Annotated in this window: 14 protein-coding genes and 1 pseudogene; 9 read left to right on the top strand and 6 right to left on the bottom strand. The window is 65.1% G+C overall.

Annotated elements, in window-relative coordinates:
* From EOA33_RS07360 to EOA33_RS07340, 5 genes are all read left to right on the top strand, one after another.
* Positions 1–656: ferredoxin--NADP reductase (locus EOA33_RS07360; protein WP_145989084.1), on the top strand; the 656-nt coding region annotated here is incomplete at its 5' end.
* Positions 657–876: 220 nt separating this feature from the next.
* On the top strand, positions 877–1923 hold the full coding sequence (deoC, locus tag EOA33_RS07355; protein WP_126056904.1) for a deoxyribose-phosphate aldolase: 1047 nt from the start codon (positions 877–879) through the stop codon (positions 1921–1923).
* 52 nt (positions 1924–1975) lie between these two features.
* Positions 1976–4351: an aldehyde dehydrogenase family protein gene (locus tag EOA33_RS07350; protein WP_127405349.1), complete on the top strand. Its 2376-nt coding sequence runs from the start codon at positions 1976–1978 to the stop codon at positions 4349–4351.
* Positions 4352–4533: 182 nt separating this feature from the next.
* Positions 4534–5265: an SDR family oxidoreductase gene (locus EOA33_RS07345; RefSeq protein ID WP_126056906.1), complete on the top strand. Its 732-nt coding sequence runs from the start codon at positions 4534–4536 to the stop codon at positions 5263–5265.
* Positions 5266–5459: 194 nt separating this feature from the next.
* The gene (locus EOA33_RS07340; protein ID WP_127405348.1) at positions 5460–6305 is read left to right on the top strand and encodes a fumarylacetoacetate hydrolase family protein; all 846 of its coding nucleotides are present in this window, start codon (positions 5460–5462) and stop codon (positions 6303–6305) included.
* Positions 6306–6504: 199 nt separating this feature from the next.
* Here EOA33_RS07340 and EOA33_RS07335 read toward each other — a convergent pair whose 3' ends face one another.
* From EOA33_RS07335 to EOA33_RS07300, 6 genes are all read right to left on the bottom strand, one after another.
* On the bottom strand, positions 6505–7503 hold the full coding sequence (locus EOA33_RS07335) for an ABC transporter ATP-binding protein (protein ID WP_127405347.1): 999 nt from the start codon (positions 7501–7503) through the stop codon (positions 6505–6507).
* Between the two features lie 226 nt (positions 7504–7729).
* A complete protein-coding gene (locus tag EOA33_RS07325) occupies positions 7730–8791 on the bottom strand; it encodes a Gfo/Idh/MocA family oxidoreductase (protein WP_127405345.1) in 1062 nt (353 codons plus the stop codon).
* Positions 8788–9627: a carbohydrate ABC transporter permease gene (locus EOA33_RS07320; RefSeq protein WP_127393011.1), complete on the bottom strand. Its 840-nt coding sequence runs from the start codon at positions 9625–9627 to the stop codon at positions 8788–8790. Before EOA33_RS07320 ends, EOA33_RS07325 begins: the two co-directional genes overlap by 4 nt.
* A gap of 11 nt (positions 9628–9638) precedes the next feature.
* Positions 9639–10568: a sugar ABC transporter permease gene (locus EOA33_RS07315; RefSeq protein ID WP_127405344.1), complete on the bottom strand. Its 930-nt coding sequence runs from the start codon at positions 10566–10568 to the stop codon at positions 9639–9641.
* A 243-nt stretch (positions 10569–10811) separates the two neighbouring features.
* Positions 10812–12071, bottom strand: coding sequence for an ABC transporter substrate-binding protein (locus EOA33_RS07305; RefSeq protein WP_127405343.1), 1260 nt, complete (start codon positions 12069–12071; stop codon positions 10812–10814).
* A gap of 52 nt (positions 12072–12123) precedes the next feature.
* The gene (locus tag EOA33_RS07300) at positions 12124–13032 is read right to left on the bottom strand and encodes an N-acetylmuramic acid 6-phosphate etherase (protein WP_127405342.1); all 909 of its coding nucleotides are present in this window, start codon (positions 13030–13032) and stop codon (positions 12124–12126) included.
* 199 nt (positions 13033–13231) lie between these two features.
* Between EOA33_RS07300 and EOA33_RS07295 the strand changes: the two genes are divergently transcribed.
* The 4 genes and pseudogenes from EOA33_RS07295 to EOA33_RS40330 all read left to right on the top strand — a co-directional run.
* Positions 13232–14113 carry an N-acetylglucosamine kinase gene (locus EOA33_RS07295; protein WP_127405341.1) on the top strand — a complete coding sequence of 294 codons (882 nt, stop codon included), beginning with the start codon at positions 13232–13234 and terminating at the stop codon, positions 14111–14113.
* Entirely contained in the window at positions 14110–14889 is a 780-nt protein-coding gene (locus tag EOA33_RS07290; protein WP_127405340.1) for a GntR family transcriptional regulator, read from the top strand. The genes EOA33_RS07295 and EOA33_RS07290 overlap by 4 nt, the downstream gene beginning before the upstream one ends.
* Positions 14886–15917 carry an SIS domain-containing protein gene (locus EOA33_RS07285; protein ID WP_127405339.1) on the top strand — a complete coding sequence of 344 codons (1032 nt, stop codon included), beginning with the start codon at positions 14886–14888 and terminating at the stop codon, positions 15915–15917. Before EOA33_RS07290 ends, EOA33_RS07285 begins: the two co-directional genes overlap by 4 nt.
* Positions 15914–16091 (top strand): annotated as a pseudogene (locus tag EOA33_RS40330) (N-acetylglucosamine-6-phosphate deacetylase); the annotation flags it as partial. The gene EOA33_RS07285 and the pseudogene EOA33_RS40330, both read left to right, overlap by 4 nt.

Genomic DNA, 16091 nt, shown 5'->3' with positions numbered 1-16091 from the left:
TGATCGGCCTGCCCAATGCCGAGAAGCCGATCTTCCGCGCCTATTCGGTCGCCAGCCCGTCCTGGGACGACGAGCTGGAATTCTTCTCGATCAAGGTGCCGGATGGTCCGCTGACCTCCGAGTTGCAAAAGATCCAGGTCGGCGACACCGTCATCATGCGCCAGAAGTCAACCGGCACGCTGGTGCTCGACGCGCTGACGCCCGCCAAGCGCGTGTTCATGATCTCGACCGGCACCGGCATCGCGCCCTTTGCCAGCCTGCTGCGCGATCCCGACACCTATGAGAAGTTCGACCAGGTCATCCTGACCCATACCTGCCGCGACAATGCCGAGCTCACCTATGGCCAGGAACTGGTGGCGGCACTCGAGAGCGATCCGCTGATCGGCGAGCTGACCGGCGGCCGCGTCACCCTCTACAATTCCACCACGCGCGAAGAGTCGGCGCGCATGGGCCGCATCACCGCGCTGATCGGCTCGGGCAAGTTCTACACCGACCTCGGCATCGACAAGCTCAATCCCGAGACCGACCGCATCATGATCTGCGGCTCGATGCACATGCTGAAGGACGTCAAGGAACTGGCCGAAAGCCTCGGCTTCCAGGAAGGTTCGCTCAGCCATCCCGCCAGCTTCGTCGTCGAGCGCGCCTTCGTCGGCTGAGCCGTAGCCGGGAGGCTTCAGCTCCCGCTCAAATCCGTTTTGACCATGCGGTCAAAAATCAGCTGATTTCGCGGCCTTTTTCCGCTATGAGCCTTTTGAGGACTCGTGGAGCACTGCTTCACGGGCTATCTTCGTGCGTGTCGCCCAAAGCTGTCGAGTGGTCTTGGGGAACGACGCGCACGAAGCATTAAGCGCAAGCCGCTGAATGGAAGGGCAGGAGATGAGCAGCACAATCCGCGACGCCGACCTCGGCGCGTCCAAGGTCACCTCGCTGCCGGCGCGCGCCGCCGCCAACACGCCCGTGCCGCAAGGCCATATTGCGCGCAATCCCGGCATGCGGCTCGATCTCGGCTTCCTGGAATCGGTGCGCAGCGTCAACCGTTCGGCGCTGGAGCGCCGCGTCGCGACGCTGACCAAGCGACGCTCGATCAAGGCCGACAACCAGGCGGCCTGGCTGCTGCGCGCCGTCGCCTGCATGGACCTGACGACGCTGAACTCCAATGACACCGACGAGCGGGTGCGCCGGCTCTGCGCCAAGGCGATCAACCCGTTCCGCCGCGATATCGTCGAGGGGCTGGGCATAGAAGGCGAAACCATCCGGCCGGCCGCGGTCTGCGTCTACCATCCCTTCGTCGCCACGGCCGTCGATGCGGTGCGCGGCACCGGCATCCATGTCGCTGCCGTGTCCACCGCCTTTCCGCACGGCCTGGCGCCATTGTCGACGCGCCTGCAGGAGATCGAGGCCTCGGTCCGCGACGGCGCCGACGAGATCGACGTCGTCATCCCGCGCGGCCTGGTCTATGGCGCAAAATGGCAGGAGCTGTTCAACGAGATCGTCGCCATGCGCGAGGCCTGCGGCGACGCGCATCTCAAGGTCATCCTTGGCACCGGCGACCTCGCCACGCTGCGCAACGTCATGCTGGCCTCGATGGTGGCGATGATGGCGGGCGCCGACTTCATCAAGACCTCGACCGGCAAGGAGAGCGTCAACGCCACGCTTCCCGTCGGCCTCGCCATGGTGCGCGCCATCCGCGCCTATTTCGAGGAGACCGGCTACCTCATCGGCTTCAAGCCGGCCGGCGGCATTTCCACCGCCAAGGTCTCGCTCGACTGGCTGGTGCTGATGAAGGAAGAGCTTGGGCGACCGTGGCTGGAGCCGGAGCTGTTCCGCTTCGGTGCGTCCAGCCTACTCACCGACATCGAGCGTCAGCTCGAGCATCATTTGACCGGGCACTATTCGGCCAACCATCGCCACGCGATGGCCTAGCCCGCGAAGTCGCCCGCCAAGAACCAAAAACCTTCTGCGGTAGGAGCGCCCCATGAACATTCTCGAACGCTATCACGCCATGGAGTACGGCCCGGCGCCGGAGGCGCGCAACGAGGCGGATGCCTGGCTCGCTGGCCGCGACTTCTCCAAGGCGCTGTTCATCGGCGGCGAGTGGAAGGCAGCCGCCGGCGGCAAGACCTTCGAGACCAGCGAGCCGTCCTCCGGCAAGCTGCTCGCCAAGCTTTCGGATGCCGGCGCCGCCGACATCGATGCGGCGGTCGCGGCCGCCACGAAGGCGCTGCCGAAATGGAGCGCCAGCTCAGGCTATCAACGCGCCAAGGTGCTCTACGCCATCGGCCGCGCCATGCAGCGCCACCAGCGCCTGTTCGCGGTGCTGGAATCAATCGACAACGGCAAGCCGATCCGCGAGAGCCGCGACATCGACGTGCCGCTGGCCATCCGCCATTTCATCCACCATGCCGGCTGGGCGCAGGCGCTGGACAGGGATTTTCCCGATCACAAGGGTGTTGGCGTCGTCGGCCAGATCATTCCCTGGAATTTCCCGCTGCTGATGCTGGCCTGGAAGATCGCCCCGGCGCTCGCCGCCGGCTGCACGGTGGTGTTGAAGCCGGCAGAATTCACGCCGCTGACCGCTGTCCTGTTCGCGGAGATCTGCGAGCGTGCTGGAGTTCCCAAGGGCGTCGTCAACATCGTCCAGGGCGGGCCGGAAGCGGGTGCGGCGATCGTCAACCATCCCGGCATCCAGAAGATCGCCTTCACCGGCTCCTCCGAGGTCGGCAAGATCATCCGCAAGGCGACCGCCGGATCGGGCAAGAAACTGTCGCTGGAGCTCGGCGGCAAGTCGGCCTTCCTCGTGTTCGAGGACGCCGATCTCGACAGCGCCGTCGAGGGCCTGGTCGACGGCATCTGGTTCAACCAGGGTCAGGTCTGTTGCGCCGGCTCGCGCCTGCTGGTGCAGGAAGGCGTCGCCGATGCCTTCATCGCCAAGGTCAAGGTGAGGATGAGCCGGCTGCGTCTCGGCAGCCCACTCGACAAGAACACCGATATCGGGCCGCTGGTCGACCGCAGCCAGCTCGACCGGGTCAAGGGGCTGGTCGCCGAAGGAGCAAAACAGGGCGCCGTCTGCTGGCAGCCGGACGCGGCCTTGCCGTCTTCCGGCTACTACCACCTGCCGACGCTCGCCACCGGTGTTTCGCCGGCTAATATACTTGCCCAGGAAGAAGTCTTCGGCCCGGTGCTGGCAGTCATGAGCTTCCGCAACACCGAGGAAGCGATCGATCTCGCCAACAACACACGCTATGGGCTTGCCGCTTCGGTCTGGAGCGAGAACATCAACCTTGCGCTGCATGTCGCGCCACAGCTGAAGGCCGGCGTCGTCTGGGTCAACGGCACCAACATGTTCGACGCCGCCTGTGGCTTCGGCGGCTACCGCGAAAGCGGTTTTGGCCGCGAGGGCGGACGCGAGGGCATGTATGAATATCTGGCGGCGAAGCTGCCGCTCGGCCCGGTCATCAAGGCAGCGGCTGCCGCTTCAGCTCAGCCTGTTGAACAGGCCGATGGCACCGTCATCGACCGCACGGCAAAGCTGTTCATCGGCGGCAAGCAGGTCCGGCCGGACGGCAACTATTCGCTCGCCATCGCAACCTCCAAGGGCAGGCTTGCCGGCGAAGTGGGTCTCGGCAACCGCAAGGACATCCGCGATGCGGTTTCCGCTGCCCGCGCATGCAAGGCGTGGCCGGAGGCGACCGCATTCAATCGCAGCCAGGTGCTTTACTATCTGGCTGAAAACCTGTCCGGCCGCGCCGACGAGTTCGCCGCCCGTCTGGTCCAGCTGACCGGCGTGACGGCGAAGGCCGCGCGCGAGGAGGTCGAGCGGTCGATCGAACGATTGTTCCTCTATGCCGGCCTGACCGACAAGTTCGAGGGCCGCGTGCACCAGCCGCCGGCGCGCGCCGTCACGCTTGCCCTGCACGAGCCGGTCGGCGTCGTCGGCGTCGTGGCGCCCGACAATCAGCCGCTGCTCGGCTTCATCTCGCTGGTGGCGCCGGCGCTCGCCATGGGCAACACCGTGGTGGCCGTGCCTTCCGAGCGGCATCCGCTGCTCGCCACCGATCTCTATCAGGTAATCGAGTATTCCGACATTCCGGCTGGCGCCATCAACATCGTCACCGGCCGCAGCGCCGAGCTCGCCGGCGTGCTGGCCAAGCATGACGATGTCGACGGGCTCTGGGTATTCGCCGATGCCGAGACCTGCGCCAAGGCGGAGGCCGACTCCATCGGCAACCTCAAGCGCGTCTGGAGCGGCAATGGCCGCGGCCTCGACTGGGCATCGGACGACGCCGCCGGCGAGGCGTTCCTGCGCCGTGCCATCGAGGTAAAGAACGTCTGGGTGCCCTACGGCGATTGACACCTGACCGGTGCGGCGTTTGTCGCAGCCTTCGGGCTTGACGGGTTCGGAAATGTTCTTTACCGAGAAAAAACAATTGGCCTCCAGCAGACAGCGGCTCAGGCGGGACCATAGTGTCCGCCTGGCACATTGCGTCCCGCCTGGCTGCCGCTAAAACGCTCGCGAGAACCTGGAGAGAAAGAATGGCGGATCTGGCAGGCAAGGTGGTTGTTGTCACCGCGGCGGCGCAAGGCATCGGCCGGGCGAGCGCACTGGCTTTCGCCAAGGCCGGCGCCATGGTCCATGCCACCGACATCAACGAGGCGCTGCTCGCCGAACTCGCCAGGACGTCAGGCATCAAGACCCGCAAACTGGACGTGCTCGACGACGCGGCGGTCAACGCCGCGATCGCCGAGATCGGCCCGGTCGACGTGCTGTTCAACTGCGCCGGCTTCGTCCATGCGGGCTCGATCCTCGAGATGAAGGACGCCGACCTCGACTTCGCCTTCAACCTCAATGTGCGCGCGATGATCCGCACCATCCGCGCCGTGCTGCCGGGCATGCTGGAGCGCGGCGACGGATCGATCATCAACATGTCTTCGGTCGCCGGCGCCGGCAAGGGCGTGCCCAACCGTTTCGCCTATGGTGTCACCAAGGCCGCCGTCATCGGCCTGACTAAGGCGATCGCTGCCGACTATGTCGCCAAGGGCATTCGCTGCAATGCCATCTGCCCGGGCACGGTCGAGAGCCCATCGCTGCAGGACCGCATGCATGCGCAGGGGGATTACGAAGCGGCCCGCGCCGCCTTCATCGCCCGCCAGCCGATGGGACGCCTCGGCACGCCCGAGGAAATCGCCGATCTCGCCGTCTATCTGGCCGGCGCCACCTATACGTCAGGGCAGGCCTACAATATCGACGGCGGCTGGTCGATCTGACCTCGGTCCGGAACGGTCCGGATCGGTCCGGATCGAGAAGTCTGAAAATCCCGCGCGCCGGCTGCCAGAAGCGGCGTCCGTGCTTGCCCGGGACCGGCGCGATGGGTACGGTCCGCCCGGTTTCCGCAAGGGAGCCGTCGCCTCGGCGGAGAGTTTGCAAACGGCCACGGGCCGCAAGTAGGAGAAAAATCCAGATGAAACTGCTGCGCTATGGCGAGGTGGGGAGCGAACGTCCCGGCCTGCTCGATGCGGATGGGACGATCCGCGACCTCTCGGCCCATGTCGCCGACATTGGCGGCACGGCGCTTCATCCGGAATCGCTGGTTAAGCTGTCGAAGCTCGATGCGAAATCGCTGCCGGCGGTTTCCGGCAAGCCGCGCATAGGCGCCTGCGTTGCCGGCACCGGCAAGTTCATCTGCATCGGCCTCAACTATTCCGATCATGCCGCCGAGACCGGCGCCACAGTGCCGCCGGAGCCGATCATCTTCATGAAGGCGAGCTCGGCGATTGTCGGGCCAGACGACGATGTGCTGATCCCGCGCGGCTCGGTCAAGACCGACTGGGAGGTCGAGCTCGGCGTCGTCATCGGCAAGACCGCGAAATATGTCTCGGAAGCCGAGGCTCTGGATTATGTTGCCGGCTACTGCGTCTCGCACGACGTGTCAGAGCGCGCCTTCCAGGCCGAGCGCCAGGGCCAGTGGACCAAGGGCAAGAGCTGCGACACGTTCGGCCCGATCGGCCCCTGGCTGGTCACCAAGGACGAGGTGGCCGACCCACAGAACATCAAGATGTGGCTAACCGTCAACGGCAAGACGATGCAGAACGGCTCGACCAAGACCATGGTCTACGGCGTCGCCTATCTGGTCTCCTATCTCAGCCAGTTCATGTCGCTGCATCCGGGCGACATCATCTCCACCGGCACGCCGCCCGGCGTCGGGCTCGGCATGAAGCCGCCGGTGTTTTTGAAGGCCGGCGACGTGGTCGAACTCGGCATTGAGGGCATGGGCCAGCAGAAGCAGACGTTCAAGGCGGACGCGTAAGGCGCGACCTTGCCTTCTCCCCTTGCGGGAGAAGGTGGCCGCAAAGCGGCCGGATGAGGGGTGTGACGGATCTCGGCGCTGCCAAGCGCCCGGGATGCCTTCAATCCTAGAGGGCGCACTCCGCTGGAACACCCCTCCTCCGTCTCGGCGCTACGCGCCGATCCACCTTCTCCCACAAGGGGAGAAGGCGAGGTCGCGCCTACTTCAACACTCTCCCATCCGCTCCAAACCGATACGTCTTCGCCGGATCCGGCGTCGCATAGAGCGTCGAGCCCGGCTCGGCGTTGTAGACCCCGAAGATGCGCACGGTGAGCAGCCCGGCCTTCTCGCAGTCGAGATAGAGGTTGGTGTCGGCGCCGAGATGCTCGGCGTGCACCACCGTGCCCTTCCAGGCGCCTGATGTCGTGTCGACGGTCAGGTGCTCGGGCCGTACGCCGACGGTCTTCGCCGTCTCGCCGAGCCTGGCGCCGTCGATGAAGTTCATCTTCGGCGAACCGATGAAGCCGGCGACGAATTCATTCGCCGGCGAATTGTAGAGCTCCATCGGGCCGCCGATCTGCTCGATGCGGCCGGCGTTGAGCACTACGATCTTGTCGGCCAGCGTCATCGCCTCGACCTGGTCGTGGGTGACGTAGATCATCGTCGCCTTCAGACGGCGATGCAGCTGCGCGATCTCCAGCCTGGTGTTGACGCGAAGCGCTGCATCGAGGTTCGACAACGGCTCGTCGAAGAGGAACAGCTTAGGCTCGCGCACCACGGCGCGGCCGATGGCGACGCGCTGGCGCTGGCCGCCCGAAAGTTCGGCCGGACGCCGCTCAAGATAGGGCTCCAGAGACAGCATCGAGGACGCGACGCCGATGCGGCGGTCGATCTCGGCCGCCGGGGTGCCGGCCTGCTTGAGGCCGAGGCCCATATTGTTCTTCACCGTCAGATGCGGATAGAGCGCATAGGTCTGGAACACCATGGCGATGCCGCGCTTGGCGGGCGGCGTGACGGAGACGTCCTGGCCGTCGATCACAACCCGGCCCGAGGTCGAATCCTCAAGCCCAGCAATGACCCTCAGCAGCGTCGACTTTCCGCAGCCGGAAGGGCCGACGAAGACGACGAACTCACCGTCATTGACCTCTAGGTCGATGCCTTTCAGCACTTCGACCGGCCCGAAAGCCTTTTTCACTTTCTCGATGTTCAGCGAACCCACGGCGGACCTCCAAATTTATGCGTGGGCGCCAAGGCACCCCCCTCTGTCCTGCCGGACATCTCCCCCTCAAGGGGGGAGATTGGCAGCTTCGTCCAAGGCATCCGCCTTGCAACGTTGGTGATTGGCGAAAGTAGATGCGATAGTCGATCTCCCCCCTTGAGGGGGAGATGGCCGGCAGGCCAGAGGGGGGCAGTGCCGCGCCTGACCCTCGATAGCGATGCGAATGTCAAAGCCGCACCGCCTTCCCGCTGCGCACGCTCTCGTCGGCGGCGAGGCAGACGGCGAGCGACTTGACCGCGTCGTCCATGTGCCTGGTGAGGTCGATGTCCTCGCGGATTGCCTTGAGCAGGAAGGCCTGCTCGAGGTCGCAAAGCTCCTGGTGGCCGGGCTCGCCTGCCATCGAGAGCAATTCATCCTGTTTGGCGAATCTGCCGTCCGCCCCGGTCGCGGCGCTGTGCAAGCGGATGGTCGAGGTCTTGGTGTGGGTGTCGATGTCGTCGGATTTGATACCTTCCTTCATGACGATCGACACGCAGCCCTTGGGCGAGATGACGTCCTTCACGAAGAAGGCGGTCTCCGAGATCATCGGACCCCAGCCGGCCTCATACCAGCCGACCGAGCCGTCCTCGAACAGCACCTGCAAGTGGCCGTAATTGTACATCGAAGGCGCGACCTCGTCGGTCAGCCTGACCCCCATGCCGCGCACCTCGACCGGATTGGCATCGGTGATCTGCAGCATGACGTCGAGATAGTGCACGCCGCAGTCGACGATCGGCGACGTCGTCTGCATCAGCTGCTTGTGCGTGCCCCAGGTGTGGCCTGACGATTGCTGGTTGAGGTTCATGCGGAACACGTAAGGACCGCCGAGCTTGCGCGCCTCGGCGATCAGCCTGACCCAGGACGGGTGGTGGCGCAGGATGTAGCCGATCACCAGCTTCCTGCCGTTGGCCTTGGCGGCGGCGACGACGCGTTTGGCGTCGGCCACCGTGGTTGCCAGCGGCTTTTCGACAAAGACATGGCAGCCGGCCTCGAACGCTCGCACCGCATAGTCGGCATGACTGTCGGAATAGGTGGCGATCGCGGCAACATCAGGCTTCTCCTCACGCAACGCGTCCTCGAAGGAACGCCTGATGCCGTAGCCCGAGAGCCCTTCCGGCAGCGGCACGTCGGAGCGGTTGACGAGTGCGGCGATCTCGAAGCCCGGATTGGTGTGATAGGCCAGCGCATGGCTGCGGCCCATATTGCCGAGCCCTGCGACGACAACGCGAAGAGGTTTTTGCGAACTCACTTCACGGCTCCCGAGGTGATGCCGCGGATCAGCTGCCGCGAGAAGATGACGTAGAGGATCAGCACCGGCAGGATCGCCAACGACAGCGCCGCCAGGATCGCGTTCCAGTTGGTGACGAACTGGCCGAGAAAGAGCTGCGCGCCGAGCGTCACCGTCTTGGTCTCTTCAGATGGCGCGAGGATCAGCGGGAACCACAGATCGTTCCAGATCGGGATCATGGTGAAGACGGCGACCGTCGCCATGGACGGGCGCACCAGCGGCAGCACCAGCCGGAAGAAGATCGTGTATTCCGACAGCCCGTCGATGCGCCCCGCGTTCTTCAGGTCGTCCGACACCTGCTTCATGAATTCCGACAGGATGAAGATGGCGAGCGGCAGGCCCTGCGCGGTGTAGACCAGGATCAGCGCCGTCAGCGTGTTGACCAGCCCGCTTGCCACCATCAGCTGCAGGATGGCGACGGTGCCGAGGCGGATGGGGATCATGATGCCGAGCGCGAGATAGAGCCCCATCATCGTGTTGCCGCGGAAGCGGTATTCCGACAGCGCGAAGCCGGCCATGGCGCCGAACAAAAGCACGAAGAACAGCGAGGCGACAGTGACGACGAGGCTGTTCTGGAAATAGTGGATGAAGTCACCCTGGCCGATCACCGTGGTATAGCCGATCAGGTCGAAGGTCTTCGGTGTCGGCGGCGTCAGCGGCGCGCCGAAGATGCCCGCGCGGGATTTGAACGAATTCATGATCACCAGGATCACGGGAAACAGCGCGATGGCCGTATAGGTCAACAGGACCGCGTGGGCACCGATGGTGCGGGGAAGCGAATGGGTTGCAGTGCTCATGGCTCGCCTCCTCAGAACTGGTAGCGACGCAGGCGCGTCTGGATGAGGAACAGATAGACGCAGACGCCGCCAAGGATGATCAGGAACATCATCGTGGCGATGGCAGCGCCCATGTTGGGATCGCCGATCTGCAGCTGGAAGCCGAAGAAGGCGCGGTAGAGGAAGGTGCCGAGGATGTCGGTCGAATAGTTCGGCCCGGCGAGCGCCCCTTGCGCCGTGTAGATAAGGTCGAAGGCGTTGAAATTGCCGACGAAGGTCAGGATCGAGATGATGCCGATAGACGGCAGGATCAGCGGCAGCTTGATCTTCCAGAACTGCGCCATGCCGGTGACGCCATCGCATTCGGCGGCCTCGATCACCTCGTCAGGGATCGACAGCAGCGCGGCGTAGATCAGCATCATCGGGATGCCGACGAACTGCCACACCGAAACCAGGCTCAGCGCCGTCAGCGCATACTCTTCCTTGCCAAGCCACGGCGTAAACAGGCTTTTCAGGCCGACAAGGTCGAGCAGGTGCGGCGCCACGCCCCACAGCGGCGACAGGATCAGCTTCCAGGCGAAGCCGACGATGACGAAGGACAGGATGGTCGGCACGAAGATCGCCGTGCGGTAGAAGGCGGCGAACCTCAGCCGCGGGCTGGAGAGAAGTGCCGCCAGCAGGACGCCGATCGGGTTCTGCACCAGCATATGGATGATGAAGAACCAGACATTGTTCCTCAGCGCATTCCAGAAGCCCACTGACCAGTTAGGGTCGCCGAACAGCGTGCGGAAATTGGCGAGTCCGACGAAGACCTGGGACTGCTCGATGTTGCGGAACAGCGACAGCTGCAGCGTGCCGGCAAGCGGCAGGATCATGATCGCCGTGTAGACGAGCACGGCCGGCGCCAGGAAGACGGCGATGTGCCAGCGGATCGGTCTTTTCGGTCGTGTTTCTGCGGCCATGAGTTCGGTCCCCGCCGTTCAACGTCTTGGCGAAATGGTTGACGGCAGCGCTGCCCCTCACCCTTACCCTCTCCCCGTGAAGGAGAGGGGGGCGCCGGCGGTGCGGCAAGTCCCTTCTCCCCGTCACTATACGGGGAGAAGGTGCCGGCAGGCGGATGAGGGGCGGCGCCGTCGTTTGCGGTCGATGCTATTGAAAACCGCAGGGCCATTCACTCGGAACGACCCTGCTTGCTGCCCGAGGCTTTACTTCGCCGGCTTGTACCAGCTGTCGAGACCGTCCTGCAGCTTCTTGGCGGCCGCTTCCGGCGTGTCGGTGCCGTTGATGACATTGGCCGATTCAACCCAGGTCTCGTTCTCGAGGTTCGGCGTGCCGCGCCCCAAAATCTGGTAGGTCGAGCGGATCGTGGACTTGCACTTGCCGCGCCAGGAGACGAATTCCTGCGCCAGCGGGTCTTCCATCTTCACCGGCGTGCTGTTCAGGCTGAAGAAGCCCGGAAGCGCGTTGGCGTAAATGGTGGCGAAGTCCGGCGAGGCGACCCAGGACAGGAACTTCTTGGCCGCATCGGCGTTCTTCGACGCTGCGTTCAGACCCATGCCGATATCGGTGTGGTCGGAGATGTAGCAGGTGTCGCCGGCCTTCTGCACCGGCGGCGGGAAGGCGCCCATCTTGAACTGCGCCTGGGTGTTGAACAGCGCGATTTCCCACGAGCCGGCCGGGTAGATGGCGGCGCGGCCGAGCGTGAACAGGTTCTGGCTGTCCGGATAGGTCTGGGCCTCGAATCCATCGCCGAGATAGGGCTTCCACTTGGCCAGTTCCTTGTAGGGCTCGACCCAGTCGGCGTCGGTCAGCTTCTGCTCGCCCTTGATCAGTGCCTGGCGGCCTTCCTCGCCCTTCCAGTAGTTCGGGCCGATGTTCTGGTAGCCCATGGTCGCGGCTTCCCAGAGGTCCTTGGTGCCCATCGCCATCGGGATGTAGGTGCCGTCGGCCTTTATCTTGTCGAGCGCGGCGTAGAACTCCTCATTGGTGGTCGGCACCTTGATGCCGAGCTTGTCGAAGGCGTCCTTGTTGTAGATGAAGCCGTGGATGACCGAAGCCATCGGCACGCAGAACGTCGCCTTGCCGTCGTCGGTCTGCCAGGCAGACTTGGCCACGGGAGAGAAATTCTCCATGCCCGGCAGCGCCGACAGATCGGCGAGATTGCCCTTCTGGTAGAGCACCAGCGACTTGTCGAAGGGGCGGCAGGTGATCAGGTCGCCCGCCGAGCCAGCGGTGAGCTTGGCGCCGAGCGCGGCGTCATATTCGGTCGGCGCCGACGGCGCGAACACCACCTTGATGCCCGGGTTCTTGGCTTCGAAGGCCGGGATCAGCTTGTCCTTCCAGATGGTCAGGTCGTCGCCGCGCCAGCTTTCGATGTTGAGGGTAACGTCATCGGCATAAGCCATCCCGGCGGTGCCGAGAATGCTGGTGCCGAGCAGAAGGGCCGTCAGTAGTTTGGTCGTCATGTTCAGTCTCCCTGTTGACCTTTTTCAGGTTCGGTTTGGTGAGAACAGAGGCCTAGCGCCCCTTGCTCCCCTCGATCGCGGAAAGGGCCGGCCGGAGTTTCTGGCCGGTCTCTTCCAGTATCTTCTCGGCCGTGTCGGCGTTGGCGGCGCCGGCGGCGAGCAGAATGGCGGTCTTGACTACGCCGCCACTCTTTTCGAGCTGGCGCGCGGCATCCTCGCGGCCGCGCCCGCTGATGGCGGCGACGATGCGGACTGCGCGGTCGCGCAGCTTGATGTTGTCGGCTGTGAGGTTGACCATGTAGCCGTCATGGACATGGCCGAGATGGACGGCGGCGAGCGTCGACAGCATGTTGAGCGCGATCTTCTGGGCGGTGCCGGCACCCATGCGCGTCGAGCCGGCGATCAGTTCCGGCGGCGTCTCGAGCACGATCGCGACATCGGCCAGCCGGAAGAGCGGCGCATCTTTGTTGTTGGCGATGGCGATGGTCGCGGCGCCTCGGCTCCGCCCATCCTCGAGTGCGGCGACCGCATAGGGCGTCGAGCCGCTGGCGGAGATGGCGATCAGGCAGTCGCCCTCGCCGATTCCGGCGGCGGCGACCGCGGCCGAGGCCTCATCGGTGTCGTCCTCGGGTCCGCCGGCGAGTGTATGGAAGGCCTCGTCGCCGCCGGCGATCAGAATGGCGATGCGGTCGCGCCCGATGCCGAACGTGCCTGGCAGTTCCAGAGCATCGGCCAAGGCCATAAGGCCCGAGCTGCCGGCGGCCGCATAGGCGAGCCTGCCGCCACCCTTAAGACGGTCGGCGATAATTTCGGCGGCTGCCGCTATCGAAGGAATGGCGCCGCGCACGGCCCTGGCGGCCTCGATCTGCGCATCGGCGAGAAAGGAAAGGATGGCGTCCGGGGCCTGGATATCCAGCCCCTCGGCATTCTGGTGACGCGCTTCGGTGCGCTTCTCGGCCATCCGATGTCCTCCAACTGACAAAACAATACCAAAAAAATACCACTTGTCCACATCGATTAACGAATTCGTTGCCTCAAAATCGTCTTGCCGGCAAAATATCGTGGTTTTTCAATAAAATACGCCTTAATCTTTTTGAAAGCGAAATTAACTCTTGGCTATTGGTATTTTATTGGTATTATCCGTCCGGAGGAGAAATCGCGTGAATTTCGTACTTGGCATCGATGGCGGCGGCACCAGCTGCAGGGCGGCCCTTGCGACCGCTGACGGCGTCGTGCTTGGCCGCGCCAAAAGCGGCGCCGCCAACATCCGCACCGACCTCACCGGCGCCAGGACCAACATCGTCGAGGCGGCAAGGCAGGCCTTCGTCGCCGCCGGCAAGGATCCGGAACTCATCCCGCAAACGCCCGCCATTCTCGGCCTCGCCGGCGCCAATGTCGGCACTTACAGGCAGCAACTCGAAGCGATCCTGCCGTTCAGCGCCAGCCGCGTCGAGACCGACGCCGAGATCGCGCTGGAGGGTGCGGTCGGGCCCAGCGACGGCGCCATGGCCATCCTCGGCACCGGCACCGCCTATATGGCGCGCAAGGCGGGCAAGTCACGCGCCATTGGCGGCTGGGGTTTTCAGGTCGGCGACCAGGGCAGCGGCGCGCGCATCGGCCGCGACCTGCTGGAGCAGACACTGCTCGCCTATGACGGCATCCGTCCAGCCTCGCCGCTGACCGCGGCGATGCTCGCCGTCTTCCGCAACAACCCCGAGGACGTCGTCGAGTTCACCACCAATGCCAAGCCCGGCGATTTCGGCGGTTTCGCGCCAAAGGTCTTCGACCATGCCGCCAAGGGCGATCTTGTCGCCAACTGGATTCTCGACAAGGCGGTTGCCGATGTCGAAGCCTCGCTCGGGGCGCTCGATCTTGCCGGCAATGCGCCGCTCTGCCTGCTAGGCGGCCTGGCGCCGCTCTATGCGCCGCGGCTTTCGGCGCGCTACCAGGCTCTGCTGAAGCCGGCGCTCGACGATGCGCTGGGCGGCGCCGTGCAGATGGCGGTGCGCATCTTTGCGCGCGGTTCGGAGGTTGCCCAATGAGCGCCGCCGACCAGATTTTCGCCATGCTGAAGGAATCGTCGCAGAGCGGCGCGCCGCTCTATCTGCAGCTCAGGAAGAGCATCGAGGAAGCGGTCAACCGCGGCCTGATCGGGCCGGGCGACGCGCTGCCGTCGGAGCGCGACATCGCCAGCAAGGCCGACATCTCGCGCGTCACCGTGCGCAAGGCGGTGCAGGATCTGGTCAAGGGCGGCATCCTCGTCCAGCGCCACGGTTCCGGCACCTTCGTCGCGCCGCGCATGGAGCGCGTCGAGCAGTCGCTGTCCAGGCTCACCTCGTTCACAGAAGACATGGCGCGGCGCGGCATGGTGGTGCGCTCGGCCTGGCTCGATCGCGGCCTCTACGCGCCTTCGCCCGACGAGACAATGGTGCTCGGCCTGTCGTCGAACGAGCTGGTGGCGCGGGTGGCGCGCCTGCGCATCGCCAACGACACGCCGCTGGCGATCGAGCGCGCCGCGCTCTCGGCCAGCGTGCTGCCCGATCCCGAGGCGATCGGCACTTCGCTCTATGCCGCACTGGAAATGACCGGCAACCGGCCAGTGCGGGCGGTGCAGCGCATTTCCGCCGCTAATCTCGGCGATGGCGATGCGCGGCTGCTGGAAGTACCGCCCGGGATTGCCGGCCTGCATATCGAACGTATTTCCTATCTTGCGAGCGGCAAGGTGATCGAATTCACCCGCTCGATTTACAGGGGCGACGCTTACGATTTCGTCGCCGAACTCCGGCTGACCGGGCCGGGAGAGGAGAGCCGGCCATGAGCGCGACCATCACCCATATGCGGCGCGAGATCGAAGAGATCCCGGAAGCAACCGCCCGCCTGCTCGACGGTTCGGCGGCGGTGCTGACCGAGGCCGGGCGCGGTATCCGCGAGCGCGATCCGAGTTTCGTCGTCACCGTCGCGCGCGGCTCATCCGACCATGCCGCCACCTTCATGAAATACGCCGTCGAGCTGACCGCCGGCCTTGCCGTCGCCTCGGTCGGCCCGTCCATCGCCTCGATCTATGGCGCTAGGCTGAGGCTCGCCGGCTCCGCCTGCCTGGCGATCTCGCAATCGGGCAAGAGTCCCGACATCGTCGCCATGGCGGAGACGGCCAGGGCCGGCGGCGCGCTCACCGTCGCCATCACCAACACCGCCGATTCGCCGCTGGCGCGCGCCTCGGACTTTGCCATCGACATCCTCGCCGGACCGGAGCGCAGCGTCGCCGCGACCAAGACCTTCGTCAATTCGGCCGTCGCTGGCCTGGCGCTGATGGCGCATTGCACCGGCGACGAGGCGCTGCTTGCGGCATTGGCGCACCTGCCCGAGCATTTCGAGAAGGCAATCGCCTGCGACTGGATGGCGTTGGCCGGCCCACTGGAGACGCCGCGGTCGCTGTTCATCCTCGGTCGCGGCCCGTCGGCGGCGATGGCCAACGAGGCGGCGCTGAAATTCAAGGAGACCTGCGGCATGCATGCCGAAGCCTACAGCGCGGCCGAGGTCATGCACGGACCGCTGGCGCTGGTCGGGCCGGGCTTTCCGGTGCTGGCGCTCGCCGCCCGCGACGCTTCCGAACCCTCGGTCGCCGAGGCCGCCGACAGTCTGGCCGGCAAGGGCGCCGCCGTGTTCGTGACATCCGATAAGGCAAACAAGGCACTGGCCCTGCCCCATGTGGCGACCGGTCATCCGCTCACGGATCCGCTGACACTGATCGTGTCCTTCTATGGCTTCGTCGAGGCCTTTGCCCGGCACCGCGGCCTCGATCCCGATACGCCGCGCAATCTGCGCAAGGTGACGGAAACCGTATGAGCGACCGTTTTGCCCTCACTGGCGCCCGCATCTTCGACGGCGCCGACTGGCACGACAATGCCGCCCTCGTCGTGAGCGGCGGCCATGTCGAGGCCATCCTCCCCGCCGGCGCCCTTCCGTCCGGCGTCGCCAGCATCGAGACCGGCGGCGGCCTGCTTGCGCCAGGCTTCGTCG

Origin of the sequence: Mesorhizobium sp. M4A.F.Ca.ET.050.02.1.1, assembly GCF_003997725.1 — a bacterium.
Taxonomy (GTDB): domain Bacteria; phylum Pseudomonadota; class Alphaproteobacteria; order Rhizobiales; family Rhizobiaceae; genus Mesorhizobium.
Note: the sequence above shows the minus strand (reverse complement) of the source record. Positions and strands in the feature narration are given on the sequence as shown.